The sequence below is a fragment of the Micromonospora sp. NPDC051006 genome (assembly GCF_044456245.1).
Classification (GTDB): Bacteria; Actinomycetota; Actinomycetes; order Mycobacteriales; family Micromonosporaceae; genus Micromonospora.
The window spans coordinates 1-22,777 of sequence record NZ_JBITFP010000025.1 but is presented as its reverse complement, the minus strand read 5'-3'; the positions used below and the strand labels follow the sequence as shown (position 1 = coordinate 22,777).

The following is a 22,777-nucleotide window of genomic DNA, read 5'->3' as shown; positions in this document are numbered from 1 at the left end:
CTGGCACGCGAGGGTGACGCCAGCGGTGCCGGCGGGGGACGAGCCCGGCCGCACCCCGCCGGCACGCGGGGTGACGCCAGCGGTGCCGTCGCCACCCCACCCCCCGTCGCGCCGGTCGCCGGGCCGGTCACACCGGCTGCGGCACCCGCCCTCGGCCTCGGCGGCCACGCCCGCCCGTCGCGGCGCTCGCCGGGGACTCGTCGGGCTCCGGGTCCAACTCGCCGTCCCCGCCGTCGGGTTCGCCGGGCAGCGGCCCCAGGTCGTCGGTGCCGCCCGCCAGGTCGTCACCGCCGGTCGGCCGCTCCAGGCCCACGGCCGCTCGGTCCCCCGCCGCAGGGGCGAACGGGCCCTCGTCGCCGTCCAGGCCGGCGAAGCCGACCGGCTCGTCGAGGGTGGTCCGGGCGGCCGGGTCGTGGCCGGCGCGAGCGGCGTCGAAGTCCGGCAGCTCGAAGTCGTCGTCGAGCGGACGGTCGTCGGGCAGAGCCGGGGCCTGCCCGTGCGGCACCGGCTCGGTCGGCTCGCCGTGCACGCGGCTCTCCGCCTCGGCGTCCTCGACGGTGCTGGTCGTCATGCTCGGGCGGTTGCGCAGGAACCGGGCCCGACCGCGGGACAGGTCGTGGCCGACGGCCACCGCCTCCAGCTCGTAGAGGGTGCGGTGGTTGCCGGCGTCGTCGGTCCAGTCGCGGGTGTAGAGCCGGCCGCAGACCACCACCGGGTCGCCGACCATCACCGAGGCGGCCACCCCCTCGGCGAGCTTCCGCCAGCAGTTCACGCGGACCCGCAGGCTGTTGCCGTCGACCCACCGGCCGCTGTCGCGGTCGAGCCGGCGGGCGGTCGAGGCGACCTTGAAGTTGGCCACCAGGGTGTTGCTCTGGGTGGTGCGTCGCCACTCCGGCGTGGTCAGCACATTGCCGACGATCGTGACGTAGGTGTCGAACATCGTCCCTCCAGGGGATCCGGGGCTTGCCATCGCGAGTCGACTCGGGCCGAGCCTGGCCCGCCCCAGCAGCACCGCGCCACCGTCGCCCGCCGGCCTGTGGACGGCGCGGCCACCTGTGGAGAACGCCCTGATCAAGCTCACATCTGCTAGCTCCGCGGTGGCGGTTCCAGATCCGCGAGGACTGGGTATGGATTTGATCAACCGCAACACCGAGCAAGGGGGGCACCGCCCATGATGACGACCACCACCGGCCCGACCCGCGTCCCTGGTCAGGTGCAGCGATGAGCGCCGTGACCAACCCGGCCACCGTGGCGGAGTGTCTGCGGGTCGGCGCCGGGTTCTCCCAGGGCGACCGGAACTGGATCGTGGAGCAGTTCGCCACGCTGGACGCCCGGCTGGCCGCGTTCCATGCCGACGCCACCGAGCTGGAGGTGTCGGTCAAGGACCGGGAAGCCCGCGGGCAGAAGGTCACCCTGGAGTGCTGGATCGCGGGCCGGCAGAAGATCGTCACCACCTCCGGCGAGGAGGACCTGCGGGCCGCGCTCAACGACGCCCGCGATGACCTGCGCCGGCGGTTGAACGACGCGAAGACCCGGCAGGAGCCGCGGCACAACAAGCACGTACGCGAAATGGGGCAGCCGGCGGCCGAGCCGGCCACCGCCGACCCGGAGCGCGCGGACGCCGAGACCGCCTGAGCCGTACGCCCGTGGCCCCCGCCGCCAGGTGCGGCCGGACGGGGGCCATGGCGCCGGCGGCCGTGAGGGCTACCGCCCGGTAGCTTGTCGGCGTACCGTCGCGTTCGTGGAACCGGACGTGCTGGGGCCGCCCTACGAGCGGCAGACGATCGACCTGGGCACCGACGACGAGGGGCCGGTGGTCGCCACTCTGGTCCGGCGGCGCGCCGAGCGGCCCACCGGGCGGGCCGTGCTCTACGTGCACGGCTTCGTGGACTACTTCTTCCAGACCCACCTGGCCGACTTCTACGCCGAGCGGGGCTGGGACTTCTACGCCCTCGACCTGCGCAAGTACGGCCGCAGCCTACTCGCCCACCAGACCCCGAACTTCTGCCGCGACCTCGCCGACTACTTCCCCGAGCTGGACGCCGCAGCGGAGATCATCCGTACCGACCACGGGCACGACACCCTGCTCGCCATGGGGCACAGCACCGGTGGCCTGATCATCTCGCTCTGGGCCCACGCCCGACGCGACGCCGGTGTGGTCGACGGCATCTTCCTCAACAGCCCGTTCTTCGATCTCAACGCCCCCTGGGCGGTGCGGCGACCCCTCGCGGCCGCCGTCTCCCGGCTGGGCCGCCGGGCGCCGCAGCGGGTCATCCCATTCGGCCTGGGCACGGTGTACGGCGAAAGCATCCACGCCGACCACCGCGGCGAGTGGAGCTACGACCTGGCCTGGAAGCCGCTCGCCGGGTTCCCCGTCCGGGCCGGCTGGCTGAACGCGATCCGCACCGCGCAGCGGCAACTGCGGGCCGGGCTGGAGATCCCGGTGCCGGTGCTGCTCGCCTGCTCGACCCGGTCGTTCAAGGGCAAGCGGTGGCACGAGTCGGCCGGGCTCGCCGACGCCGTTTTGGACGTCGAGCACATGGTCCGCTACGCGCCCCGCCTAGGCCGGCACGTGACCCTGGCCCGCTTCGACGGCGGCATGCACGACCTCACCCTCTCCGGCCCGGCCGTACGGGAGAAGGTCTTCACCGAGGTCGGCCGGTGGGCCGAGGCGTTCCTCGGCGCCGGCCCGACACCGGCCGAACCCCAGCCGGCCGAGCCGGTGACCGTTGCGACGCCGGGTAGCCGGCGCCCGACGGCGGAGGCCGACCCGGCCGGCGCGACGGCTCCCGGCAACTGACCGACGTACCCCGGGTTATTGCTCGGCCCCGACCCGGCGGGGCTCAGGCGTCGCCGACCGTCAAGACGAGGCGCGGCTCAGGCGTCGCCGACCGTCGGGAGAGCCGCCCGGATCCGGTCGAAGGTCGCCACCGGGTGACCGTCCGAACCCGGCAGCACCAGGCCCAGGCAGTGCAGGGCAAGCTCGCCGTCGGCGTCCGCCTGCACGCCGAAGACCGGCGCACCGACGTACCCGGGCGGCAGATCGGCGGTGATCCGGACCGTGCCGTCCGCGCGGACCACCCGCTCGATCGCCACCTCCAGCGGCCGCGACCCGTCCTCCCGGACGCCGTGGGCGAGCACGAAGGCCGAGCCCGGCTCGGCGCTGAGCCGCGCGATAACCTCGGCGTCGGCCGCGATGGCGTCGACCACCTCCTGGGTCCGCCACGCCCAGCCGCCCTCGCCCGCCTGCCGGTGCAGGTCGGCGGTGGGCAGGACGGCCACCCCAGCCTCCGGACGGCGGACCCAACCGCCCTCACCCAGGGTGACCGACACGGAGGCCGGGGCGACGCCGGCAGGCTCGGTGACGCTCGCCCGCAGACCGATCTCGCCCGGTGCCACGCCGGCCAGCGCGTCGGCCGTCAGCAGGTACTCCCCGGTCGCGTCCCGGAAGAGCACCGCCGTGCCGTCACCGCCGTCGCGGTCGGCCTCGCCGGTTCGGCGGTACGGCAGGATGGCCCGGCCGACGATCTGGCAGAGCTCGTAGGCCACGTCGTTCTCGGCGTCGGGATCAAGCAGCACGTGGCCGAGGGTACGTGGTCTCCCCCGCCGGTCCTGCGGGCTGGCCGGGTCCGGCTCCTGCAGTTCCGGCGCTGGTCACGATCGGTCCTGGGCGATCGGATGAGCTGGAAATCCGATGCCCGCCGACCGTGGTCCGTGCGAACCTGATCGGCGGCACCGGCCGACACCCGTTGCGTCGATCCGCCGGAGGACGGCGGTACCCTCTTGGCGCAACACCCACGCGCGCGCCCGTAGCTCAGCGGATAGAGCAGGGGACTTCTAATCCCAAGGCCGCAGGTTCGAATCCTGCCGGGCGCACCTACATCACCGCAGGTCGACGGCTTGGCGATGCTCAGCCACCGGGTTCACTACGGCCCCCGTACAGCCATTCGTACACCCAACTCGGCCGAAGATCCGCCCTCGTCGGCCGTGATCTTCGCCCTTCCAAACGAACGGTGCGGTGGACCACTCAGAGGGACTGGTCCCTCGTGACACGATCGCCAGGCGCGCCGAACTGCACTACGGGGACCCCATGCGTCCGTGTCCTACAGCCGAGCCCGCCCGCTGACGCCGATGCTGCCCAACGACAACGGTGAGCTGACGAAGAGGCAGTGCGGCTCTGTGTGGCAGAGGAGGTCGTCACGTTGACCAGGTATGTGATCGGGCCGGAGGTCGCGCTTCGACTGGCCCGGGACGAAGCAGTGATCTCCGCCGAGCACCAGATCGTGGCGCCGACGCTGCTCCGCTCGCAGTTGCTGTCGTTGCTGTATCAGGCTGTCCGGCGCGGTGAGATGTCCAGGAAGGACGCCGACCACGCGCTCGACTACGTACGAGGGCTGCGGATCCGGCTGCTCGGTGACCGTGTCCTGCAGAGCGTCGCCTGGAAGATCGCCGATCAGCTCGGCTGGCCCGACACGTTCACCGCCGAGTACGTCGCCCTGACCCAACTCCAGGCCGACGCGTTCATCACGCTTGACACGCAGCTCGCCGAGGCCGTGCAGAAGCTGGTCACGACAGCACCCATCGAGGCCCTGACCTGAGCACGCCCGCTGGTGCGATCCCTCGCCGTCGCGGCCGAGCCAGAGTGTTAGCCGGTGGCCTGGTCGAGGCAATGCCCGGTCAACAGCCCGTCCGGCACCCAGCGACGTCAGCGCTCCAGCGGGAGCCGGTAGACGGAGACATGCGAACGCGAGTCCGCGGTGAACTCGGCCCCGGCCCAGTCGGCGTGCCGGGATTCCAGCTGGAACCCGGCCAGTTGGGCCATCAGGTCGAGTTCGGCCGGCCAGATGTAGCGGTGCGGGCTGCGGGTCAGTCGAGCCTGCCGGCTCTCGTCGAACCGGAAGTGGTGCGACACGACGTGCTGGCGCAGCGTGTCGTAGGTGTCCAGGCCGATGTAGCCGGGATCGCTGTGCCAGACGACCGCCGACTGGCCGGGCGGGAGCTTGCGCAGCTCCGGTACCCACAGCTCGATCACGAATCGGCCGCCCGGAGTGAGGTGGCGGGCGGCGTTGCGGAAGCACTCGACCTGTTCGGCCTGGGTGAGCAGGTTGGAGATGGTGTTGTAGACGAGGTAGACGACGGAGTAGTCACCCGGGGCGGAGGCGGTCGCCATGTCGCCGACGACCACCGGGATCGTCGCCTCGTCCACCTTCGAGCGCAGCTGGTCGATCATCGGGAGTGACAACTCGATGCCGGTGACCGGGACCCCGCGCTCGGCGAGCGGTACGGCCACCCGTCCGGTGCCGATGGCGAATTCGAGGGCCCGCCCGTCGCCCGCGAACTCGGCGAGCCGGTCCACGGTCGGCCCGAGGACTTCGGGCGAGAACATCCCGTCGCCCGGCGTGTCATAGCGCTGTGCGGCATCGACGTCCCAGATCTGCTCCTGCTCCACGCCGACCACCATCGACCCGACATTCCACTTTGTCGAACCGTTTATCGCCCGGCGAGGCTCGGGACGAGGGGGCCCGGCGGCCGGGCAGCGGGCGTGACGCGGCTGTGGCAGGGTGCGGGGCAGCCACCCGCCCGAGACCTGACCGGAGTGTGACGGCATGGCGCACATCGACCTGGGCGTCGACGAGCAGCGATTCCCCGGCGTCACCGGCCTGATGCGGTACCGGCCGGAGACGGCCGGGCCACTCAACACGCTGGTCGAGGTGCTGCTACGCGCCGAGCCGCACCCGCTGAGCCGGGGCGAGCGCGAGCTCGTCGCCGCCTACGTCTCCGGCCTGAACGAGTGCGACTTCTGCTCGTCGGGGCACTCGGCGACAGCCGCGGCCCAGCTGGACGGCGGGATGACGCTGGTCGAGCAGGTCCGGGTCGACCTGGAGCACGCTCCGATCTCCGGCAAGCTGCGCGCGCTGCTGCGCATCGCCGCCGCCGTGCAGCAGGACGGCCGGAAGGTGACCGCCGAGCTGGTCGAGGTGGCGCGTGCCGCGGGCGCCACCGACCTGGAGATCCACGACGTCGTGCTGATCGCCGCCACCTTCTGCATGGTCAACCGCTACGTCAACGGCCTGGCCACCCTCACCCCCACCGACCCCCAGGCCTACACCGCGATAGCCCACCGAATCCTCACCCACGGCTACACCCCCTAACCCCACCCACCCCGTAGCCCGCCACCCGGTCGGTCATGAAGTTGTTGTCAGCAGCCTCGGCGTGTCCGGACAACAACTTCATGATCAACAAGAAGGGTGGGGTCAGGTGAGGAGGTCGGTCAGGGTGCGGTCCGCCTGGGCGAGTGACGGGCCACCGGCGGTCGGCAGGACCAGCACCCGCTGGCAGCCGTCGAGCTCCACGTACACCTCGACCCCGGCGGTGCGCGCCGGGCGCAGCAGCGCGAACCGGCCGGCCGGCGTGGCGCACGCCGCCGCCGGCCCGCTCGCCGCCAGCGCGCGAGCCACCGTCGCCCACCGCTCGGGCGGCAGCACCCGGCCGTACGCGAACTCGCCGGCCGGCTTGGCGCCGCCCTGTTCGCGCGCGGGGACCCGGTAGACGCAGAGCCGCACGGCGACGTCGGCGGCGATCGGCGGCCGGCCACCCGCCCGCGCCGGTGATGGTCCGACCGAGGAGGCCTGCGTCGGCGGCGACCCGGCCGAGGGCGCCCGCGTCGGTGACGGCCCCGAGGCAGACTGCACCGCGACCATGTCCGACCACTGCTGGGCGCAGCCCGCGGCGGCTGCCTCCGCCGACTCGATCTCGCGGACGGCGCGCGTCGAGACGGTGGTCAGCCGCAGCCCGCCGAGCGCCGCGCGGACCTCGGCCCGGGGCTTGCCACAGCCGTCGGCCGGAACACCGGGGCGCAGCCAACCGCCCTGTTCATTGACCAGCGCGAGCCAGGGCGGGAGGACCAGATCAGCCGTGCACGGACCGCGGGCCGGTGGTTCGTCGGGCAGCCGCAGCGCGGCGACGAGCGCGGCCACCTCGTCCGCCCGCCGCTCGGTCACCACCAGGTCCTGCCCGCCGCCGGGACGCTGCCGCGCCTCCTGACCGCAGAGGACGGCGGCGACCGGGGTGAAGGTGTCGCCGAGCAGCGGCAGGCCCGTGGCCGCACCGGGCACCGGTAGGCCGGCGCCGACCTCGGGGGCGGCGGACGCGCAGGAGGTCCACCGCTCGACGATCCGCGGCGGGCCGCCGTCGCGGGCTGGAGGGCCGGGCGACCCGGACGGTACGCAACCGGCGATCGCGACGCCGACCACCGCGATCGCCGCCGCCGTCAAGCCACCCGACCCCCCGCTCACCACGTTCATCGGACGCGGCGTCGGCCCGCCCGGTTCCGCCCGCCCGCCGCCGCCCGGTCACGGCGGCAGCCCGCGGACTGGCGTGGTCCGGCGGGATGACGATCGACATGCGGTAACCGTCCGACAGCGACCACCGACGGCCCGGCCTGCGTCGACACAACCGCCGTTCACCCAACGGCAATACGTCGCACACACTGTGTGACTACGCGCCCGAGCCCGTGTTATTCTCCGTTGTCGATCTATGCCCGCAGGGACCGGACCGGGTCCTTGTCGGAAGGACGCTTCTCCCCATGCCGGCCGTTCCTGTTCGGACCGCGCCGCCCGCCGTGCTGGACAGCCCGGCCGGCGGCGCGCTCAACCTCATCTTCACCACGCTGCCGGCGGTGCTGCGACTGACCTGCGGGCTGGTCGCCGCCGTGGTGGCCCTCTCGGTCCGGACACCGCCGGTGCAGACGGCCCTGCTGCTGCCCACCGTCGCGGTGCTGACCGCCTGGTCGCTCTGGTACGCCGCACGCACCCTGCACGGCGGGGTGACGCCGTCACTCGTGGCCGGTGACGTCGCGCTCACCACCGCGGCCTGTCTGCTCATTCCCCAGCTGGTGGCGCCCGAGGTGCTTCCGGGCGAGGGAAGCTGGATCGCGGTGCTGGCCAGCACAACGGTGATCAACGCCCAGGTCACCGCGCCGGCTCGGTGGTCGATCTCGGCCGGTCTGCTGGTCACCGCCGGCTACGCCACCGGCGCCCACGCGGCCGGCAACCCACGGGAGGCCACCGCGCACGCGGCGACGCTGCTGGTCCAGACCGGTTGCACGGCGATGATGAGCGCGGTGATGCGGCGCCGGATCTCGCGCGCCGACCGGAGCTTCGCCGAACACCAACGGCTGGCCCGGGAGGCGTTGCTGGCCCGCACCGCCCGGGAATCCGAGCGCCGGCAGAACCGCGACCTGCACGACACCGTGCTCGGCACGCTGACCATGATCGGGCTAGGCGCCGTCTCCGGTCCGTCCGTGGCGCTGCGTGAGCGGTGCGCCGCCGACCTGCGTACCCTCACCGCCCTGGCCGACGCCCGGGGGGTGCCCGGCGACGGGCCGGTGGCGCTGGACGACCGACTGCGGGCGGTCCGCGACCGGCTGCCGGAGCTGCCGGTGACACTTGAACTGGCCGCGTGCGCGGCGCCCGCGGCGGTGGCGGACGCGGTCACGGCCAGCGTCTACGCCGCGCTGTCCAACGTGGCCCGCCACGCACCAGGCGCGACGGCCGAGCTGCGGCTGGCCCGGGACGCCCGCGGCGTCGTGGTCGAGGTGATCGACGACGGTCCCGGCTTCGACCCGGCCACCGTCCTGCCGCACCGGTACGGGCTGCGCGAGTCGGTGCGCGGCCGGATGGCGGCGATCGGCGGCAGTGCCCGGATCGACTCCGCGCCCGGCGCCGGCACCCGGATCCGGCTGGAGTGGCCCGGTGTCGGCTGAGCTGAACGCCGCCGCCCGCACTCCGACCCGCGACGGGCGACCGGGCACACCGGCGGCGGGCCGCACGGGTGGCCCCACGGCCGACGCGGCCGGGTTGCCGCCGAGGGCGCGTACGCCCGACGACGCCCCGGGCCACCACCCGGCGGGTCCGGTCGGGGCTGGCCAGGCGGCGGCCGCCGTGGCGCGCGCCTCGGACCGCGGCGCGCGGATAGCGGCGGTAGCCATCGCCCTGGCGTGGCACACCGCGATCGCCCTGCCGGCGGTGCTGGGCGCCCAGGCGCAGCTGGCGGCGCCCGAGGTGGTGCTCGCCGGCTGGGTGGTCGTGGCGGCGGCCGGCGTGCTGGCCGGGATCCGGCTGCTGCACGGCCAGCCGCTGCCGGCGTGGCCGCTGGCCGGGCTGCTGCTCGTGGTCGACGCGACGGTCTTCGCCGCCGCCGGCGAACGGCAGCTCTTCACCGCGGCCAACTGGGTGTGGGGCACCCTCGGTTGGTTCCTCGTGCTCGCGGTCTGGGGCCGGCGGGTGGCCGGGCTCTTCACCCTGCTGGCCGCGCACTCGCTGATCGCGCTGGTGGCGGTCGTCGGATACGGCGCGACCGAGCCCGCCGACCTGGCCCGCTTCGCGATGTACGTGTACGGCACGTCGTCGCTGCCGGTGGCGGTCTTCGTGGGCAGCACGGCGATCGCGGCGCTGGCCCGGGACCGGGCCGCCACCGCCGCGGCCACCCACGCGATGACCGCCGAGCGGGACGCGGCCGAGCGGGCCCGCCGTGACCGACGGGACCAGCTGGCCCTGGTCAGCGGCGCCGCGGAGGCGGTACTCGCGGAGCTGGCCGACGGTCGCGCCGACCCGGCCGACCCGGCCGTGCAGCGGCGTGCGGTGCTGGCCGCCGCCCGGCTGCGGCGGCTGATCGCCGAGGCCGACGACGTGCCCGATCCGCTGCTGCACGAGTTGCGCGCCGCGGCGGACCTGGCCGAGCGGAACGGGCTGCCGATCGACCTGGTGATCATCGGTACGCCGCCGCCACTGCCGGTACGGATCCGCCGGCGGCTCGCCGACCCGCTCACCGCCAACCTGGCCGACGCGGACGGCTGGGCCCGGATGACGGTGGTCTCCGGCCCGGACGAGGTGGTGGTCAGCCTGGTCACCCCGGACCGGGACGGCCCGGACACGACGGGGCCACCGACCGGCTACGGGGACGGCGAGGAGGACGACGGTCGGGTGGAGCGGCTCTACGAGCGGGACGGGGAAATCAGATGGGCGCAGACCCGGTGGCGGAGATGAGCGCCCAGCGGCCGATCGGGGTGGCCATCGTGGACGATCACCCGGTGGTGGTCGAGGGTGTACGCGCCTGGCTCGCCACCGAGCCCCGGCTGACCGTGCTGGCCACCGGCGACGACCCGGACGAGGTGCTGCGGGCCGCGCCGGACGCCGACGTCGTCCTGCTCGACCTGCGGCTGCACGGCCGGATGGCGCTGGACAAGCTGGCCGAGCTGAGCGCGGCCGGCCGCCGGGTGGTGGTCTATTCCGAGCACACCGACCCGGAGACGATGCTCGCGGCGCTGGACGCCGGCGCGGTCGCCTTCCTCGCCAAGCACGAGGGCCGGGAGCACTGCGTGGACACGGTGCTCGCCGCGGCGAGCGACCGCCCGTACGTGCCGCCGGCGCTGGCCGGCGCGATGGTCGGTGACCCGCGCCCGGACCGGCCGGTCCTCTCCGACAAGGAGCGCGAGGCCCTGCTGCTCTGGTTCCAGTCGATGTCGAAGGCGTCGGTGGCCCGCCGGATGCGGATCAGCGAACACACGGTCAAGCAGTACGTCGACCGGGCGCGGATCAAGTACACCCGAGCCGGGCGGCCGGCCGCCACGAAGGCGGCACTGTTGGCCCGGGCGATCGAGGACGGCCTAGTCCGACCGGAGGAGATCGGCATCTACCGGTCACAGGCGAGCTACGACCGGCCGACCCCCTAACGGGTGTCATGACATCTGGGCTGCTGATCCGCCACCCTCGACGGTGACATCAGCTGCCCGGGAGGTCGTGACTATGCACGGTGACGCGTCCCCCTTCTTCATCGGTCCACACCGCTTCGACGCGCTGGACGATGAGGTGGGACCGGTGCTCGACCGTCGGTACGAGCTGGTGCCGGTGGCTGGCGAGCAGCTGCTCTGGCGGCATCGGCTGCTGGTGGCGGGGCATCTGCTCGGCCCGAGCGAGACCCGGCGGGCATGGGCGCTGCCCGGGTCGGTGTCGGTGACCGTCACCGACCAGCGGATCGTCTGGGTGGGCGAGGGATCGCAGCTGGCGGTGGTGGCCGGCGGGCGGGCGGACGGCACGATCTGGCAGCGTCCGCCCGCCCGGCAGGCCGGCCTGGTGAGCGGGCAGATCCGCTGGCAGTGGCCGTCCCGACTGGAGCTGCTGCCAGCCCGGGCCGAGCACCCGGCGCAGCTGCTGATCGTCTGCGACGCGTTGCGGACCATCCAGCAGCCGGCGCTCGCCCTCAGCGGGCCGGCCGACGAGATCGTGGAGCTTGCCCGCCGGGTGTGCCGGACCGTGGCGGCCTTCCGGCTGACCCGCCCGCACCTGGTCGACCTGTCAGCTCAGGAGCGGGACGTGCTGGCGCTGCGGTCGCACGCCGCGCTGATCGCCGGGGACGCCCGGATCACCCTGCCCGGGTCGCTGCCGGTGGAGTTCCGCTCCCGGGACGACTACTACCGGCGTGCCGTGGCACCCGAGCATCCCGGGCCCGCAGGCGACGCAGCATCCGGGCATCGGTGAAGCCGACGGTCCGGGCGGCCGCGTCCATGGTCGTGCCGTGCCCGATCAGGTGTTCGGCGCGCTCGACCCGCAGCAACTGCTGGTAACCGAGCGGGGTGAGGCCGGTCGTCCGGCGGAACAGCCGGGTCAGGGTCCGTTCGGCGACGCCGCCGGCGGCGGCCAGCTCCGCCAACGGCAGCGGCTCGGCGAAGCGGCTGTCGATCAGATCCTGCACCCGGTGCACCGCGTCGGAAAGGTGCGACCGGTACCGCATCATCGCGCTCGCCTGCTGCTCGTGGCCGTTGCGCCGGGCGTACACCACCATGGTGCGGGCGATCGCGGCGGCGGCGGCCGGGCCGTGCCGGGTGGCCACCAGGTGCAGCGCCACGTCGATCCCGCTGGCGATGCCGGCCGAGGTGACCACCCGGTCGTCGACCACATAGAGCACGTCGCGGACCACCCGGGCGGCCGGGTGCCGCCGGGCCAGGTCGTCCTGCACCTCGTGGTGGGTGGTGCAGCGCCGCCCGTCGAGCAGCCCGGCCCGGCCGAGGGCGTACGCGCCGGCGCAGACGCTGGCCACGGTGCCCCCGCTCGCGTGGTGGGCGGCAAGCCGCCGCAGGTCGTCGACCCCGACCGGCCCGTGCGGCGGGTGCGCGCGGGGTCGCCACCCGGGCACCACCACCAGGTCGTCCGGAGTCAGCTCGGGCCACGCGGTGTCCGCGACCAGCGGTACGCCCTGGACGCTGGGCACCTGGTTCCGCTCGGCCACGTAGTGCAGTTGGTAGTCGTGGCCGAGGTCGGCGGCGGCGGAGAAGACCTGGGCCGGCCCGGCGAGGTCCAGCAGGTGCAGCTGCGGGACCAGCAGGAAGACGACCCGGGCCACGGTCAGCTCCGGGTGCCGGCGAGCGTCGAGCCGGTCACCTCGTCCACCGTGCGTACGGTGGCGAACCGGCCGGCGAGGGCGTACTCGGTGCGGGTGATGATCTCCTCGGTCGACAGGGTGCGCGGGTCGGCGAGGATCTCCGCGAGCGTGGCGGTCTCCGGCAGTTCCCGGTGCGGGATCGGGAAGGTCAGCGTCGCGTCGGTCACGAAGGTCATCCGGTAGCCGAGGTCGGCGCCGACCCGGGTGGTGGTCTCGACGCACTGCTCGGTGCGGATGCCGCAGACCGTGAGGTCGCGGATGCCGGCCAGGGTGAGCACCTGCTGGAGGTTGGTGGTGGTGAAGGCGTTGTGCGCGGTCTTGACCAACGTCGGCTCCCCCTCGGCCGGCGTCAGGCCGTCGATCAGCCGGACGTGCCCGCTGGCCGGGTCGAACACCCCACCGGTGCCGGGCTCGGCGTGCAGGACCCAGACCACCAGGTCGCCGCGGTCGCGCGCGGCGGTCACCAGCCGGTCGACCTGACCGACGATGTCGGGGTGGGAGCCGTGGGCCCAGATCGGGCGCTGGCGGAAGGACTCCTGGACGTCGATCACGACGAGGGCAGCTCTGTTCATGGCAATGATCCTGACCGGGCACGAGCCGCGAGGGCAGACACCATCATGCCCGGATGCGGAACGATCCGGCCACGCCCCGGGTCGGTCAGCTCGGCGGCCGAGCGGCGACCCTGGCCGGCCCCACCTCCGGGTCGCTTCAGTTTCGCCCGGCGCGGTCCAGTTCGAGGGCCTCGGCCGGGGTGGGGGCCGTCCCGCCCAGGTGCGCGGGCTGCCACCAGCGGTCCGTCGGGCCGGTGGGCGCGTGCGGGTACTCCCGCTGCGCCCGGTCGACGAGGGCGGTGAGCCGCTCCCGCAGCGCGAGCGTCATCGCCGCGGCGTCCGGCCAGTCGGCCGGCTGCATCGGCTCGCCGATCAGGATGGTGACGGGGGTGTGCCGGCGGGTCAGGGTGCGTGGGCGCCCCTTGGTCCAGAGCCGCTGGGTGCCCCAGATCGCCACCGGCAGCACCGGCACCCCGGCCTCACGGGCCATCCGGGTGGTGCCGCTCTTGAGGTCCTTGACGGTGAACGAACGGCTGATCGTGGCCTCGGGGAAGACGCCGACGACCTCGCCGCGGCGCAGCGCGTCCACCGCCGTGGCGTACGAGCCCGCGCCTGCCTCCCGGTCGACCGGGATGTGGCGCATGCCGCGCATCAGCGGGCCGGAGATCTTGTGCGCGAAGACCGACTGCTTGGCCATGAACCGGACCAGTCGGCGGGACTCCAGCGCCCCGAGGCCGCAGAAGATGAAGTCCAGGTAGCTCACGTGGTTGCTGGCCAACACCGCTCCCCCGGAGCGGGGGACGTGGTGGGCGCCGTCAACGCTGATCTTCAGGTCGAGGACCCGGAACATCGTCTTGGCGGTGGCGATCACGGGCGGGTACACGAGCTCCGGCATCCGCAGAATCTACCCTCCCCCGCTGAATCCAACCTGGGAGCGGATCGACGGCGCTTGGCGGAGCCCAGGTCAAATTTTTCTGCCGACGGCGGACTTCTTTGGCCGTTCACGGCCCCGGACCGCACGATGGCGGAATGACTGAACGGGGTGTGCTGCTCTGGATCCACGGCGGCGGTTGGCGGGCCCGGGCAACCGAGGACGGCGGTGCGCTCGCCGGGCTGGGGCTGCGGGTGGTGCAGGCCGACTATCGACTGGTGCCCGAGGCGCGCTGGCCGGCCCAGCTCGACGACGTACGCGCCGCGGCTCGCCGGGCCCGGGCCGCGTCGGACGGCCTACCGCTGCTGGTCGGCGGCGACTCGGCCGGCGCTATGCTCGCCCTGCACCTGGCGTTGCGCGGGGTCGACCGGCCGGACGACGTGGCCGGCGTGCTGGCCTACTGGCCGCCGGTCGACCCGCTCGCCATGGACTGGAAGCGGCTGCGGGCTGGCGACGACCCATGGGAAGGCCTGCTGGGGCATCCGCCGACCCCAGGTGACCCGGTCACCACCGACGCCACCGTCGCCACCCACGCCGGCAATGGCGTACCGGTGCTGCTGGTGCAGGGCGCGGACGACCGATCGGTGCCGGCGTCGCAGACCGTCACGCTCACCGGCCAGCTACTGGCCGCCGGGCATCCGGTGCACAGCTGGCTGACCCACGGCGGCCACGCGCTGCCGTTGGACCGGCCGGACCTGTGGGCGGCGGCCGCCGCGTTCCTCGACACCGTCCTGTCGACCGGCTGACGGACGCCGCCCTCCTCCGGCGGACGTCAGTCGGCCAGCTTGTGCAGGTCCAGCCGGCCTCGGGCGAAGGCGTCCACCCGACCCCACCGGCCGGGGATGTCCAGCACCTCGATCCGGCCCATGCCCACCGGCAGTCGCGGCTCGACCGAGAGATGCCCCTCGTGCGGCTCCAGCCCGAGCATGGTGCGCAGCAGCAGCAGCGGCGTACCCGTCGACCAGGCCTGCGGGCTGCACGCCGTCGGGTACTCCACCGGGAACTTGGTCAACTCCCGCTGGTAGCCGCCGAACGCCTCGGGCAGCCGGCCGTCGAAGTAGGTGGCCGCGTCGAGGATGCCGTTGGCGATGGTGGCCGCCTCCTCCGCGAAGCCGTACCGGCGCAGGCCCCAGGCGATGAACGAATTGTCGAACGGCCAGATCGTGCCGTTGTGGTAGCCGATCGGGTTGTAGCGGATCTCTCCCTCGGCGAGCGTCCGCACCCCCCAGCCGGAGAAGAGCCGCGGGCCGACCAGGTGGTGGGCGATCTTCTCGGCCCGGTCGTGGTCGACGATGCCGCTCCACAACAGGTGGCCGATGTTGGAGCTGAGCACGTCGCACTGGCGTCCGTCCGGGTCGAGCGCGAGGGCGAAGTACTCGCCGTCCGCCACCCACCAGTCCCGGTTGAAGCGCTGCTTGAGCTCCGCCGCCTCCCGCTCCAACTGTTCGGCGAAGGCCGGGTCGTTCCAGAACTGCCGGGCCAGCCGGGCCGCGCGCATCTTCGCGTCGTACGCGTAGCCCTGCACCTCACAGGTGGCCCGGGGAAACGGCGGCAGCCGCCCGTCGGAGTAGGAGATCGAGTCCCAGGAGTCCTTCCAGCACTGGTTCTCCAGGCCGGTGTCGGTGTTACGCCGCTCGTACCAGATGTAGCCGTTGCCGACCAGGTCGGCGTAGTCGTCGATCCACCGCAGCGCGGCCCGCGACTCCTGCTCCAGCTCCATGACCAGCTCGACGTCCCCGCTCCACCTCTCGTACTCGTCGAGCAGCACCAGGAACAGGGGGGTCGCGTCCACCGAGCCGTAGTACGGGGAGTGCGGCTGCTCCTCGAACGCGGCCGTCTCGCCGTAGCGCATCTCGTGCAGGATCCGGCCCGGATCCTCGTCGCGGAAGTCGTCGAACCGGGTGCCCTGCAACGCGGCCAGGATGCGCAGCGTTGTCTTCGACAGCTGCGGGGTGAACGGCAGCGTCTGCAGGCAGGTCAGGATGCTGTCCCGGCCGAACATGGTCATGAACCAGGGCAGGCCGGCGGCGGGCAGGGTCGCCCCGCCGAGCGAGAGTGGCGAGAACCGCAGCGCGGCCAGGTCGATCAGGCTGCGCTTGTACGTCGAGGCGACCCGGCCGTGCTGGCTGTTCACCTTGGGCGCGTCGGCGATCCACTTCTCCAGGTCGTGCTGGAGGGCCAACCGCTCGGTGCCGTGCACCCGCAGGCCCATCCGCAGATCCCGCCCACCCGGCCCCAGTGCCGCGGTGTGCACGTCGATCCGGGTCTCCCACTGCTCGTTCGGTTCCAGGTGGATGGTGTGCGCGAAGCCCTCCCGGTCGTACCGGGCCGGCGCGGACGACGAGATCGTCGTCTCCCGGGTGAAGTTGCCGCGCCGGTAGCCCAGCCGCAGCCGGTCGGATTCGACCTCCGCGTAGATCTCACCCTTCTTGTTCAGGATCTCGTCCTTCACCTGGAACAGGTCGGCGAAGTCCGACCCGGCGTCCATCCGGATCTCCAGGTCGACCGGGTTCTCGTCGTGGTTGAGGATGGTGAGCTGCTCCCGGAAGCTGCCGCCGACCGTCCGCTCCCGGATGATCGACAACTTGGCGTCGGTGTAGTGCGTCGCCATCCCGGGCACCAGGAAGAAGCGCGCCTCGTAGTACTGGAGGTCGTCGTAGGAGAGGGAGTTGAGCCGCTCTCCGTTCACCGTCAGCACCCACTTGGACAGGAAGCGGGTGTCGATGGAGAAGAGCCCGGTCGGCTCGCTCGGCGTCGCCTCGATGTCGCCGGTGTCCTCGGACACCACGAAGGTGTTCCCGTCCAGGATCCGGATCGTGTTGCCAGCTCCCATCACCGCACCTCCCGCTGGAAACGCCGCCGTGGCCCACGGGCGTCCGGGTTGCCGGGGAAGATCCGTTCCACCTGCACCACGAGTCGGGCGTCACCCATCACCGTCATGTCCCCGCGCAGCAACGCCGCGATGCCGTGCTCGCGGCCGGCCGCGATGTCCTCGAACAGTGCCGGGCTGGTTCCGATCACCGTGTCGGCCTCCCGGTCCTCCTGGCTCACCTCCACCCGGCCCCGGTCGATGCGCATCAGCCAGTGCATGGTCCGCGGCCCTTCGTGCAGGTCGACCCGGAGCGAGCCGACGGTCTTGGCCAGCCGGGGCTCGTACCCCTTCCGATCGAGCTCCTCGAAGAACCTCGTGGTCGCGTCCATCATCCGGCCCTCCCCTTCCCGGTCGGTCGCATCCGGTTCCGGCCCGACCGGGGTCTGCGTCCTCCGGACCAGCCGATCGGCGTCGGAGCACGGGTGCCCGCCCGGGGCGCGGTCAACCTCGCCCGGATCGGGTGAGCCGCGACGCGCCCCGGTCGGCCGCGCCGGCGGCGGGACGCCGGGGTCGGAGTCGGGCGGTAGCGTCCGGAAGCACGGGCGGACAAGAGGGAGGCGCGATGGCCGGAAGTCCACCGGACGTCAGCCGCGCGCAGGTGCTCGCCTACCGGGTGGCGGCCCACCAGCTGGACCGGCCGGGACTTCGGCCGGCCGACCTCGCCGTGCTGGGGCTCGGCGTGCAGGACACCCCCTACGGCTCGGCCCGGCTGGCGCTCGCCGCGCGGGGCGCGACCGGACCGGACGACCAGCTGGAGCTGGTCTGGTCCCTGCGCGGGGCCCCGCACCTGCACCGCGGCGCCGCGTTGCCGGCCCTGGCCGCGGCGATCTGGCCGTTGAGCGACGCCGACGCCACCCGCCGGATCAGCGGCCAGATCGGTGCCGGCGCCCGGCTCGGGCTGGCCGCTTTCCGGGCCGCCGCCGAGGCGTTCCGGGCGGTGGTCACGGCGGAGCTGCCGAAGGGCGAGGTGAGTCGCGCGGTCAGCGACCGGATCCCCGCGGAGCTGAGCTACGAGTGCCGGGCGTGCCGGTCCCGGCACATCTCCGGCGCACTTTTCCAGCAGGCGGGGCTGGCCGGTGGGGTACGGCTGGCGGTGTCCGGTCGGGCGGCCCGGCTCGCTCCGCTGCCCGGCTGGTCCGGGCCACCGGCCGGGGCGGCCGGCACCGCCGATCTGGTCGCCACCTACCTGCGACTGCTCGGCCCCGCCACGCCGGCCGATGCCGCCGGCTTCCTCGGTACCACCGCCACCGAGCTGCGCGCGGTCTGGCCCGCCGGGCTGGCCGAGGTCCGCGTCGACGGGCGGGCGGCCTGGCTGCCGGCCGACCGGCTCGACGCGCTCACCGGGGCGCAGCCGGCCGGACTGGTACGGCTGCTGCCCCCAGGCGACCCATACCTGGCCGCCCGTGACCGCGACCTGCTCGTTCCGCAGCGAGCCCACCAGCAACAACTGTGGCGCGTCATCGGCAACCCCGGGGCGCTGCTGGTCGACGGCGAGGTCGCCGGCACCTGGCGGTCCCGGCAGGCGGCCCGGGGGCGGCTGGAGGTGACCGTCACCCCGTTCGGCGTGCTGCCGGCGCGAGTCACCCGGGCGATCGACGCGGAGGCGGCCACGGTGGCGGACGCCCGCGGCGCGACGAATCTGCGGGTACACGTCGAGGCGGCATGAGAAGCCGGCTCCCCGGAGATCCGGGGAGCCGGCGCACGCCCGCGGCGGACGGTCAGTTGTTCGGGTCGTCGGCGCTGATGTCGGCGAGCACCGACTGCGGTTCGCGCTCGACGGCGAGATCGCCCATCGACACCAGGCCGATCAGGCGCCCCTCCTCGACGACCGGCAACCGTCGTACCGCGTAGGTACGCATCAGGTCGGCGGCGGCCACCGCGTCGTCGTACTGGCTCACCGTGATCACGTCCTTGCTGGTGATCTGGTTGAGCCGGGTGGAGCTGGGGTCCATGTTCTCCGCCACGGCGCGGACCGTGATGTCCCGGTCCGTCACGATGCCGACCACGTTGTCGCCGTCGGTCACCACCACGTCGCCGATCGCGCTGTCGCGCATCTCCTGTGCCGCGGCGGTGAGCGTGTCGCTGCCGTCCATCGTCACCAACCGGGTCGTCATGAACTCTCCGACCGTTGTCATGGTGCTCCCCTCTCGGTGTCGGCCCCGGCCGTCTACCCGCCGCCCAGGGCGGGGTAACGCCGGCCGGCCGCGGGTCCGGGCCTGGGTGTTCACCGGCGGGCTGGTTGCCGCCGCAGCCGGCGTCGCAGGTCGAAGAGGCCGTTGCTGGACACGGCGTAGAAGACCGGCAGGACGAGGAAGATCGCGAGCGCGACCACCGGGTCGACCACGACACCCGCCAGGCCGGCCGCCCCGAACCCGACCAGGCCGACCAGGCCGCGTCCGCGCTCCACCGCGAAGACCCGCGGCGGCACCCGGGGATGCAGCAACCCCCGGCTCCGGCTGAGGTGGTGGTAGAGGCCGAGCCAGCCGATGGAGAGCAGCACGCCCACCAGGCCGTAGAGCCCGGTGGTGACCCGCTCGTCGGCGCGGTCGCCGTTTTGCAGGGCCCGCGAGACGATCGACGTGACGAACGGCAGCAGCGCGGTACCGAAGAGGACGGTGAGGTTCCAGCCGTGCAGGCCCGGGTCGGCCCGGACCACCCGGCGGAAGGTGCCCTTGTGGCTCAGCCAGCTCACCGCCACGACCAGGTACGACGTGACGTACGCCAGGTAGGCGGGCCACTGGTCGAGCAACGCGCGCGACATCTCGCCCGGCGGCACCTCCGGCGCTCGCAGGTCGAGCACCAGCAGGGTGATGATGATGGCGAAGACCGCGTCGCTGAAGGTGAGCAGCCGGCCGATGTCCGAACGCGGCTCCGCGACGTCAACGTCGCCGTCGACCGCCTCGTCGCCTTCGTGCTCGACCCGCATCCCACCCCTCCCCCGTGCCCGCCGGGTTATACCCGGCATCCGGGGCGGTACCCGCCGGGTCGCACCGCCCCGAGGCGCGCGGTTAGCGTGGCGGGATGTCGGATGACGAGCAGGCGTTACGCGGGCTGGTCGGCGGCTGCCCGTGGTTGCTGCGGGCACTGGCCGTGGTCCGCGAGACCGGCCTGCCGGACGCCTGGATCGGCGCCGGCACGCTGCGCGACCTGGTGTGGGGGCAGCGGTACGGCACCGGGTTCAACCCCGGTGCCCTCCGGGACGTGGACGTGGTCTTCTTCGACCCGACGGACCTGAGCCCGGAGTACGACCAGCGGGCCACCGCCCGGCTGGCGTCCGCCTGGGACGAGCCGCCCTGGGAGGCGTCCAACCAGGCGGCGGTGCACACCTGGTACGCGGCGACGTTCGGCGGCGAACCGATCGAGCCCTACCGCAGCGTCGCCGAGGCGGTGGCCACCTGGCCGGAGTACGCGACCGCCGTCGCGGTCCGGCTGGACGCCGCCGACCAGGTCGAGATCTGCGCGCCGTACGGCCTGGCCGACCTGCTCGGCGGTGTGTGGCGGCACAACCCGGCCCGGGTGCCGGTGGCACTCTCCCGGCGGCGGCTGGCCCGGCAGGACCCGGCCCGGCGCTGGCCCGACGTGACCGTGGTCGAACCGGCCTGACCAGCCCCGATCAATGGATCGGGCGACCGTCGAGTGTCAGCCGCGGGGTGGAGCGCCGTAGGTCCGCTCGACGTGCAGGCGCAGCACCAGCCGCCGCTCGGCGACCATCGCCCGCCGGAAGTCGTCCCAGTCCGGATGCTCGCCCTGGACCGACCGGTAGATGCCGACCAACTCCTCGACGGTGTCGTCGGCCGGGTCGGCGGCCACCGGGGTCAGCTCGGCGCGCCCCTCGGCCACCGCGTACGCCCAGCCGTCCTCGCTGCTGACGTGGAAGCTCGCCCGCGGATCGCGGCGCAGGTTCGCGGTCTTGGCCCGGTCGTCGGTCACCGACACCCGGATCAGACCCGACTCCCGGTCGAACGAGTAGACCACCGTGGACAGCTGCGGTCGTCCGTCCCGCTTGATCGTCGCCAGCACGCCCAGCCACCGGCCGGCGATCAGGTCGAACAGTGCGGTCTGTGCCCGCTCATCCGGCACGGCAACCTCCACCTCGTCCGGTCGGGCCCCCATCCAAACACGACGGGCCGATCCCCGCGATCCAGCCGGCCCAGCCGATCCCGTCACCACCGACCGCCGGCCGGCCACGAGAAGCCGGCAGTCGCCGATCTCCGCGATCCGAACTGCCCGGCTCTTTCTGGTCACCATGGCCGCGCAGAACGTGCCGGGCACGGCGCCGACGCCGGCCCACCGACCCCGCCCCGGCCGTGCCGCCGGGGTCGGTGAAGCAGGACGACGCCGGGCCCCCGCCGGAGATCGGCGGAGGCCCGGGGCAGGAGACGGGACGGCGGTCAGCGACGCTCGGCCGCGACCAGCTCGGCGATCTGCACCGCGTTCAGCGCGGCGCCCTTGCGCAGGTTGTCGTTGGAGCAGAAGAGCGCGAGCCCGTGCTCGACGGTCTCGTCAGCCCGGATCCGACCGACGTAGGTCGGGTCCTGACCGGCGGCCTGGAGCGGAGTGGGCACCTCGGAGAGGGCCACCCCGGGAGCGCCGTCCAACAGCTCGTGGGCCCGCTGCGGGGTGATCGGCCGGGCGAACCGGGCGTTGATCTGGAGGGAGTGGCCGGTGAAGACCGGTACCCGCACGCAGGTGCCGGAGACCTTCAGGCCGGGGATCTCGAGGATCTTGCGGCTCTCGTTGCGCAGCTTCTGCTCCTCGTCGGTCTCGAAGGAGCCGTCGTCGACGATCGAGCCGGCGAGCGGAAGCACGTTGAACGCGACCGGCTGGGCGAACGCCCGCGGCGGCGGGAACTCGACCGCGTTGCCGTCGAAGGCGAGCCCGCTGGCGTGCTCGGCGACCTTGCGGACCTGCTCGTCGAGCTCGGCGACGCCGGCCAGGCCGGCGCCGGACACCGCCTGATAGGTCGAGACGACCAGGCCGACCAGCTCCGCCTCGGCGTGCAGCGGGCGCAGCACCGGCATCGCGGCCATCGTGGTGCAGTTCGGGTTGGCGATGATGCCCTTCGGGCGTGCCGCGGCGGCGTGCGGGTTGACCTCGGCGACGACCAGCGGCACCTCCGGGTCCATCCGGAACGCCGAGGAGTTGTCGATCACCACGGCGCCGGCCGCCGCCACCCGGGGGGCGAGCTCCTTGGCGGTGCCCTTGCCGGCCGAGAAGAGGACGATGTCCAGCCCGGCGAAGTCCGCGGTGGCCGAATCCTCCACGGTGATCTCGCCGTCCCGCCAGGGCAGGGTGCGCCCGGCGGACCGCGCCGAGGCGAACAACCGCACCTGCTCCGCTGGGAACTCCCGTTCCGCCAGCACCTGCCGCATCACGCCACCGACCTGGCCGGTGGCCCCCACAATGCCGATCCTCATGTCCGCGAGGCTACCCACGCCGACCCCGGGACCGGGAACCCTTTCCCACCGCCCGGGGCCGGTGTCACAGCTTGCCGGGCCGGTCCGGAGGTGGACCGGGCACCCGGCCACCCGGAACCTCGCCGGCCGAGCACCGCGACCACCGGAAGATCCGAGCCCGCGCGCCCACCCGGCCGCAGCATCGCCGACGGGGCGCCCGCACCGCCGGCCCTCCGCGCCGCCACCGCCGCCTCGACCGCGACCCGCGTCACACTTCCCCGCCCGGCGCCGGCCAGGCTTCGCGTCGGGCTCGCGCGGCCTCCGCGCTGGCGTTCCCGCCGGGCTGGCGTTCCCGCCGGGCTGGCGTTCCCGCCGGGCTGGCGTTCCCGCCGGGCTGGCGTTCCCGCCGGGCTGGCGTTCCCGCCGCGCTGGCGCGGCCGGCCCAGCGGCGGCGTGATCGACACCAGATCGCTGACATCGCGGTATCCGACCCAGGCGGTTTCAAGCGGCTGTTGCAACGAGGTGCTTGTTGAGTACCTCGGCAGGATTCTGCCAGTCGAGGGTTTGGCGGGGTCGTCCGTTGAGTTCC

24 protein-coding genes and 1 tRNA gene are annotated in these 22,777 nt (G+C 73.5%); 12 read left to right on the top strand and 13 right to left on the bottom strand.

Translation table 11 applies throughout. The annotated features are described in order from the left end of the window. Nucleotides 1-127: 127 nt before the first annotated feature. Nucleotides 128-940, bottom strand: a complete 813-nt coding sequence (locus ACIBBA_RS28120; RefSeq protein ID WP_396701108.1) for a single-stranded DNA-binding protein — start codon at nt 938-940, stop codon at nt 128-130. A 281-nt stretch (nt 941-1,221) separates the two neighbouring features. Here ACIBBA_RS28120 and ACIBBA_RS28115 point away from each other — a divergent pair, with 281 nt between their 5' ends. After that, on the top strand, nt 1,222-1,635 hold the full coding sequence (locus ACIBBA_RS28115; RefSeq protein ID WP_350872016.1) for an HPF/RaiA family ribosome-associated protein: 414 nt from the start codon (nt 1,222-1,224) through the stop codon (nt 1,633-1,635). A 106-nt stretch (nt 1,636-1,741) separates the two neighbouring features. Next, nucleotides 1,742-2,800 (top strand): alpha/beta hydrolase, encoded by a 1,059-nt coding sequence (locus ACIBBA_RS28110; protein WP_396701106.1) that lies wholly within the window; start codon nt 1,742-1,744, stop codon nt 2,798-2,800. Between the two features lie 77 nt (nt 2,801-2,877). Here ACIBBA_RS28110 and ACIBBA_RS28105 read toward each other — a convergent pair whose 3' ends face one another. After that, nucleotides 2,878-3,579 carry a hypothetical protein gene (locus tag ACIBBA_RS28105; RefSeq protein WP_396701104.1) on the bottom strand — a complete coding sequence of 234 codons (702 nt, stop codon included), beginning with the start codon at nt 3,577-3,579 and terminating at the stop codon, nt 2,878-2,880. 224 nt (nt 3,580-3,803) lie between these two features. Between ACIBBA_RS28105 and ACIBBA_RS28100 the strand changes: the two genes are divergently transcribed. Next, a tRNA-Arg gene (locus ACIBBA_RS28100) sits at nt 3,804-3,876 on the top strand. A 326-nt stretch (nt 3,877-4,202) separates the two neighbouring features. Next, entirely contained in the window at nt 4,203-4,598 is a 396-nt protein-coding gene (locus tag ACIBBA_RS28095) for a hypothetical protein (RefSeq protein ID WP_396701102.1), read from the top strand. 107 nt (nt 4,599-4,705) lie between these two features. Here ACIBBA_RS28095 and ACIBBA_RS28090 read toward each other — a convergent pair whose 3' ends face one another. After that, nucleotides 4,706-5,449 carry a class I SAM-dependent methyltransferase gene (locus ACIBBA_RS28090; RefSeq protein WP_396701100.1) on the bottom strand — a complete coding sequence of 248 codons (744 nt, stop codon included), beginning with the start codon at nt 5,447-5,449 and terminating at the stop codon, nt 4,706-4,708. 157 nt (nt 5,450-5,606) lie between these two features. On the opposite strand from ACIBBA_RS28090, the gene ACIBBA_RS28085 reads away from it, so the two are divergent. Further along, nucleotides 5,607-6,152 (top strand): carboxymuconolactone decarboxylase family protein, encoded by a 546-nt coding sequence (locus tag ACIBBA_RS28085; protein WP_396701098.1) that lies wholly within the window; start codon nt 5,607-5,609, stop codon nt 6,150-6,152. Between the two features lie 102 nt (nt 6,153-6,254). Here ACIBBA_RS28085 and ACIBBA_RS28080 read toward each other — a convergent pair whose 3' ends face one another. Continuing rightward, nucleotides 6,255-7,295 (bottom strand): hypothetical protein, encoded by a 1,041-nt coding sequence (locus ACIBBA_RS28080; protein WP_396701096.1) that lies wholly within the window; start codon nt 7,293-7,295, stop codon nt 6,255-6,257. A gap of 290 nt (nt 7,296-7,585) precedes the next feature. Between ACIBBA_RS28080 and ACIBBA_RS28075 the strand changes: the two genes are divergently transcribed. The 4 genes from ACIBBA_RS28075 to ACIBBA_RS28060 all read left to right on the top strand — a co-directional run bounded on the left by ACIBBA_RS28075 (nt 7,586) and on the right by ACIBBA_RS28060 (nt 11,537). Further along, a complete protein-coding gene (locus tag ACIBBA_RS28075) occupies nt 7,586-8,764 on the top strand; it encodes a sensor histidine kinase (RefSeq protein ID WP_396701094.1) in 1,179 nt (392 codons plus the stop codon). 94 nt (nt 8,765-8,858) lie between these two features. After that, complete coding sequence (locus ACIBBA_RS28070; protein ID WP_396701199.1) at nt 8,859-10,046, top strand: hypothetical protein; 1,188 nt, start codon at nt 8,859-8,861, stop codon at nt 10,044-10,046. Further along, nucleotides 10,019-10,732, top strand: coding sequence for a response regulator (locus ACIBBA_RS28065; protein WP_396701092.1), 714 nt, complete (start codon nt 10,019-10,021; stop codon nt 10,730-10,732). Before ACIBBA_RS28070 ends, ACIBBA_RS28065 begins: the two co-directional genes overlap by 28 nt. A 73-nt stretch (nt 10,733-10,805) precedes the next feature. Further along, the gene (locus ACIBBA_RS28060; protein ID WP_396701090.1) at nt 10,806-11,537 is read left to right on the top strand and encodes a hypothetical protein; all 732 of its coding nucleotides are present in this window, start codon (nt 10,806-10,808) and stop codon (nt 11,535-11,537) included. On the opposite strand, the gene ACIBBA_RS28055 is transcribed toward ACIBBA_RS28060, so the two are convergent. The 3 genes from ACIBBA_RS28055 to ACIBBA_RS28045 all read right to left on the bottom strand — a co-directional run bounded on the left by ACIBBA_RS28055 (nt 11,422) and on the right by ACIBBA_RS28045 (nt 13,884). Beyond that, on the bottom strand, nt 11,422-12,399 hold the full coding sequence (locus ACIBBA_RS28055; RefSeq protein WP_396701088.1) for a GlxA family transcriptional regulator: 978 nt from the start codon (nt 12,397-12,399) through the stop codon (nt 11,422-11,424). The two genes, ACIBBA_RS28060 and ACIBBA_RS28055, sit on opposite strands and share 116 nt — an antisense overlap. Nucleotides 12,400-12,401: 2 nt before the next feature. Beyond that, entirely contained in the window at nt 12,402-13,010 is a 609-nt protein-coding gene (locus tag ACIBBA_RS28050; protein ID WP_396701086.1) for an isochorismatase family protein, read from the bottom strand. Nucleotides 13,011-13,146: 136 nt separating this feature from the next. Further along, nucleotides 13,147-13,884: a lysophospholipid acyltransferase family protein gene (locus tag ACIBBA_RS28045; protein WP_396701084.1), complete on the bottom strand. Its 738-nt coding sequence runs from the start codon at nt 13,882-13,884 to the stop codon at nt 13,147-13,149. 134 nt (nt 13,885-14,018) lie between these two features. On the opposite strand from ACIBBA_RS28045, the gene ACIBBA_RS28040 reads away from it, so the two are divergent. Further along, nucleotides 14,019-14,666, top strand: coding sequence for an alpha/beta hydrolase (locus ACIBBA_RS28040; protein ID WP_396701082.1), 648 nt, complete (start codon nt 14,019-14,021; stop codon nt 14,664-14,666). 26 nt (nt 14,667-14,692) lie between these two features. On the opposite strand, the gene ACIBBA_RS28035 is transcribed toward ACIBBA_RS28040, so the two are convergent. Together ACIBBA_RS28035 and ACIBBA_RS28030 are read right to left on the bottom strand one after the other, a co-directional pair. Then, nucleotides 14,693-16,753, bottom strand: coding sequence for a glycogen debranching N-terminal domain-containing protein (locus ACIBBA_RS28035; RefSeq protein WP_396701080.1), 2,061 nt, complete (start codon nt 16,751-16,753; stop codon nt 14,693-14,695). Continuing rightward, entirely contained in the window at nt 16,753-17,124 is a 372-nt protein-coding gene (locus tag ACIBBA_RS28030; protein ID WP_396701078.1) for an SCP2 sterol-binding domain-containing protein, read from the bottom strand. The genes ACIBBA_RS28035 and ACIBBA_RS28030 overlap by 1 nt, the downstream gene beginning before the upstream one ends. Nucleotides 17,125-17,354: 230 nt before the next feature. Between ACIBBA_RS28030 and ACIBBA_RS28025 the strand changes: the two genes are divergently transcribed. Beyond that, nucleotides 17,355-18,458 (top strand): DNA glycosylase AlkZ-like family protein, encoded by a 1,104-nt coding sequence (locus ACIBBA_RS28025; protein ID WP_396701076.1) that lies wholly within the window; start codon nt 17,355-17,357, stop codon nt 18,456-18,458. A gap of 52 nt (nt 18,459-18,510) precedes the next feature. On the opposite strand, the gene ACIBBA_RS28020 is transcribed toward ACIBBA_RS28025, so the two are convergent. Both ACIBBA_RS28020 and ACIBBA_RS28015 read right to left on the bottom strand, forming a co-directional pair. Beyond that, nucleotides 18,511-18,927, bottom strand: coding sequence for a CBS domain-containing protein (locus ACIBBA_RS28020; protein ID WP_350871981.1), 417 nt, complete (start codon nt 18,925-18,927; stop codon nt 18,511-18,513). 89 nt (nt 18,928-19,016) lie between these two features. Beyond that, nucleotides 19,017-19,718 (bottom strand): TMEM175 family protein, encoded by a 702-nt coding sequence (locus ACIBBA_RS28015; protein WP_396701074.1) that lies wholly within the window; start codon nt 19,716-19,718, stop codon nt 19,017-19,019. 95 nt (nt 19,719-19,813) lie between these two features. Here ACIBBA_RS28015 and ACIBBA_RS28010 point away from each other — a divergent pair, with 95 nt between their 5' ends. Continuing rightward, entirely contained in the window at nt 19,814-20,395 is a 582-nt protein-coding gene (locus ACIBBA_RS28010) for a nucleotidyltransferase family protein (RefSeq protein WP_396701072.1), read from the top strand. 36 nt (nt 20,396-20,431) lie between these two features. Here the strand turns inward: ACIBBA_RS28010 and ACIBBA_RS28005 are convergent, their stop codons facing one another. Continuing rightward, nucleotides 20,432-20,905: a PPOX class F420-dependent oxidoreductase gene (locus tag ACIBBA_RS28005; protein WP_396701070.1), complete on the bottom strand. Its 474-nt coding sequence runs from the start codon at nt 20,903-20,905 to the stop codon at nt 20,432-20,434. A 278-nt stretch (nt 20,906-21,183) separates the two neighbouring features. Then, nucleotides 21,184-22,209 carry an aspartate-semialdehyde dehydrogenase gene (locus tag ACIBBA_RS28000; RefSeq protein ID WP_396701068.1) on the bottom strand — a complete coding sequence of 342 codons (1,026 nt, stop codon included), beginning with the start codon at nt 22,207-22,209 and terminating at the stop codon, nt 21,184-21,186. Nucleotides 22,210-22,777: the final 568 nt, after the last annotated feature.

Coding starts and splice junctions, on each gene's coding strand:
- ACIBBA_RS28040 (WP_396701082.1), top strand. CDS start 14,019: ATGACTGAACGGGGTGTGCTGCTCTGGATCCACGGCGGCGGTTGGCGG.
- ACIBBA_RS28005 (WP_396701070.1), bottom strand. CDS start 20,905: ATGGGGGCCCGACCGGACGAGGTGGAGGTTGCCGTGCCGGATGAGCGG.
- ACIBBA_RS28030 (WP_396701078.1), bottom strand. CDS start 17,124: ATGATGGACGCGACCACGAGGTTCTTCGAGGAGCTCGATCGGAAGGGG.
- ACIBBA_RS28045 (WP_396701084.1), bottom strand. CDS start 13,884: ATGCCGGAGCTCGTGTACCCGCCCGTGATCGCCACCGCCAAGACGATG.
- ACIBBA_RS28025 (WP_396701076.1), top strand. CDS start 17,355: ATGGCCGGAAGTCCACCGGACGTCAGCCGCGCGCAGGTGCTCGCCTAC.
- ACIBBA_RS28075 (WP_396701094.1), top strand. CDS start 7,586: ATGCCGGCCGTTCCTGTTCGGACCGCGCCGCCCGCCGTGCTGGACAGC.
- ACIBBA_RS28065 (WP_396701092.1), top strand. CDS start 10,019: ATGGGCGCAGACCCGGTGGCGGAGATGAGCGCCCAGCGGCCGATCGGG.
- ACIBBA_RS28050 (WP_396701086.1), bottom strand. CDS start 13,010: ATGAACAGAGCTGCCCTCGTCGTGATCGACGTCCAGGAGTCCTTCCGC.
- ACIBBA_RS28035 (WP_396701080.1), bottom strand. CDS start 16,753: ATGGGAGCTGGCAACACGATCCGGATCCTGGACGGGAACACCTTCGTG.
- ACIBBA_RS28020 (WP_350871981.1), bottom strand. CDS start 18,927: ATGACAACGGTCGGAGAGTTCATGACGACCCGGTTGGTGACGATGGAC.
- ACIBBA_RS28120 (WP_396701108.1), bottom strand. CDS start 940: ATGTTCGACACCTACGTCACGATCGTCGGCAATGTGCTGACCACGCCG.
- ACIBBA_RS28015 (WP_396701074.1), bottom strand. CDS start 19,718: ATGCGGGTCGAGCACGAAGGCGACGAGGCGGTCGACGGCGACGTTGAC.
- ACIBBA_RS28000 (WP_396701068.1), bottom strand. CDS start 22,209: ATGAGGATCGGCATTGTGGGGGCCACCGGCCAGGTCGGTGGCGTGATG.
- ACIBBA_RS28010 (WP_396701072.1), top strand. CDS start 19,814: ATGTCGGATGACGAGCAGGCGTTACGCGGGCTGGTCGGCGGCTGCCCG.
- ACIBBA_RS28085 (WP_396701098.1), top strand. CDS start 5,607: ATGGCGCACATCGACCTGGGCGTCGACGAGCAGCGATTCCCCGGCGTC.
- ACIBBA_RS28060 (WP_396701090.1), top strand. CDS start 10,806: ATGCACGGTGACGCGTCCCCCTTCTTCATCGGTCCACACCGCTTCGAC.
- ACIBBA_RS28115 (WP_350872016.1), top strand. CDS start 1,222: ATGAGCGCCGTGACCAACCCGGCCACCGTGGCGGAGTGTCTGCGGGTC.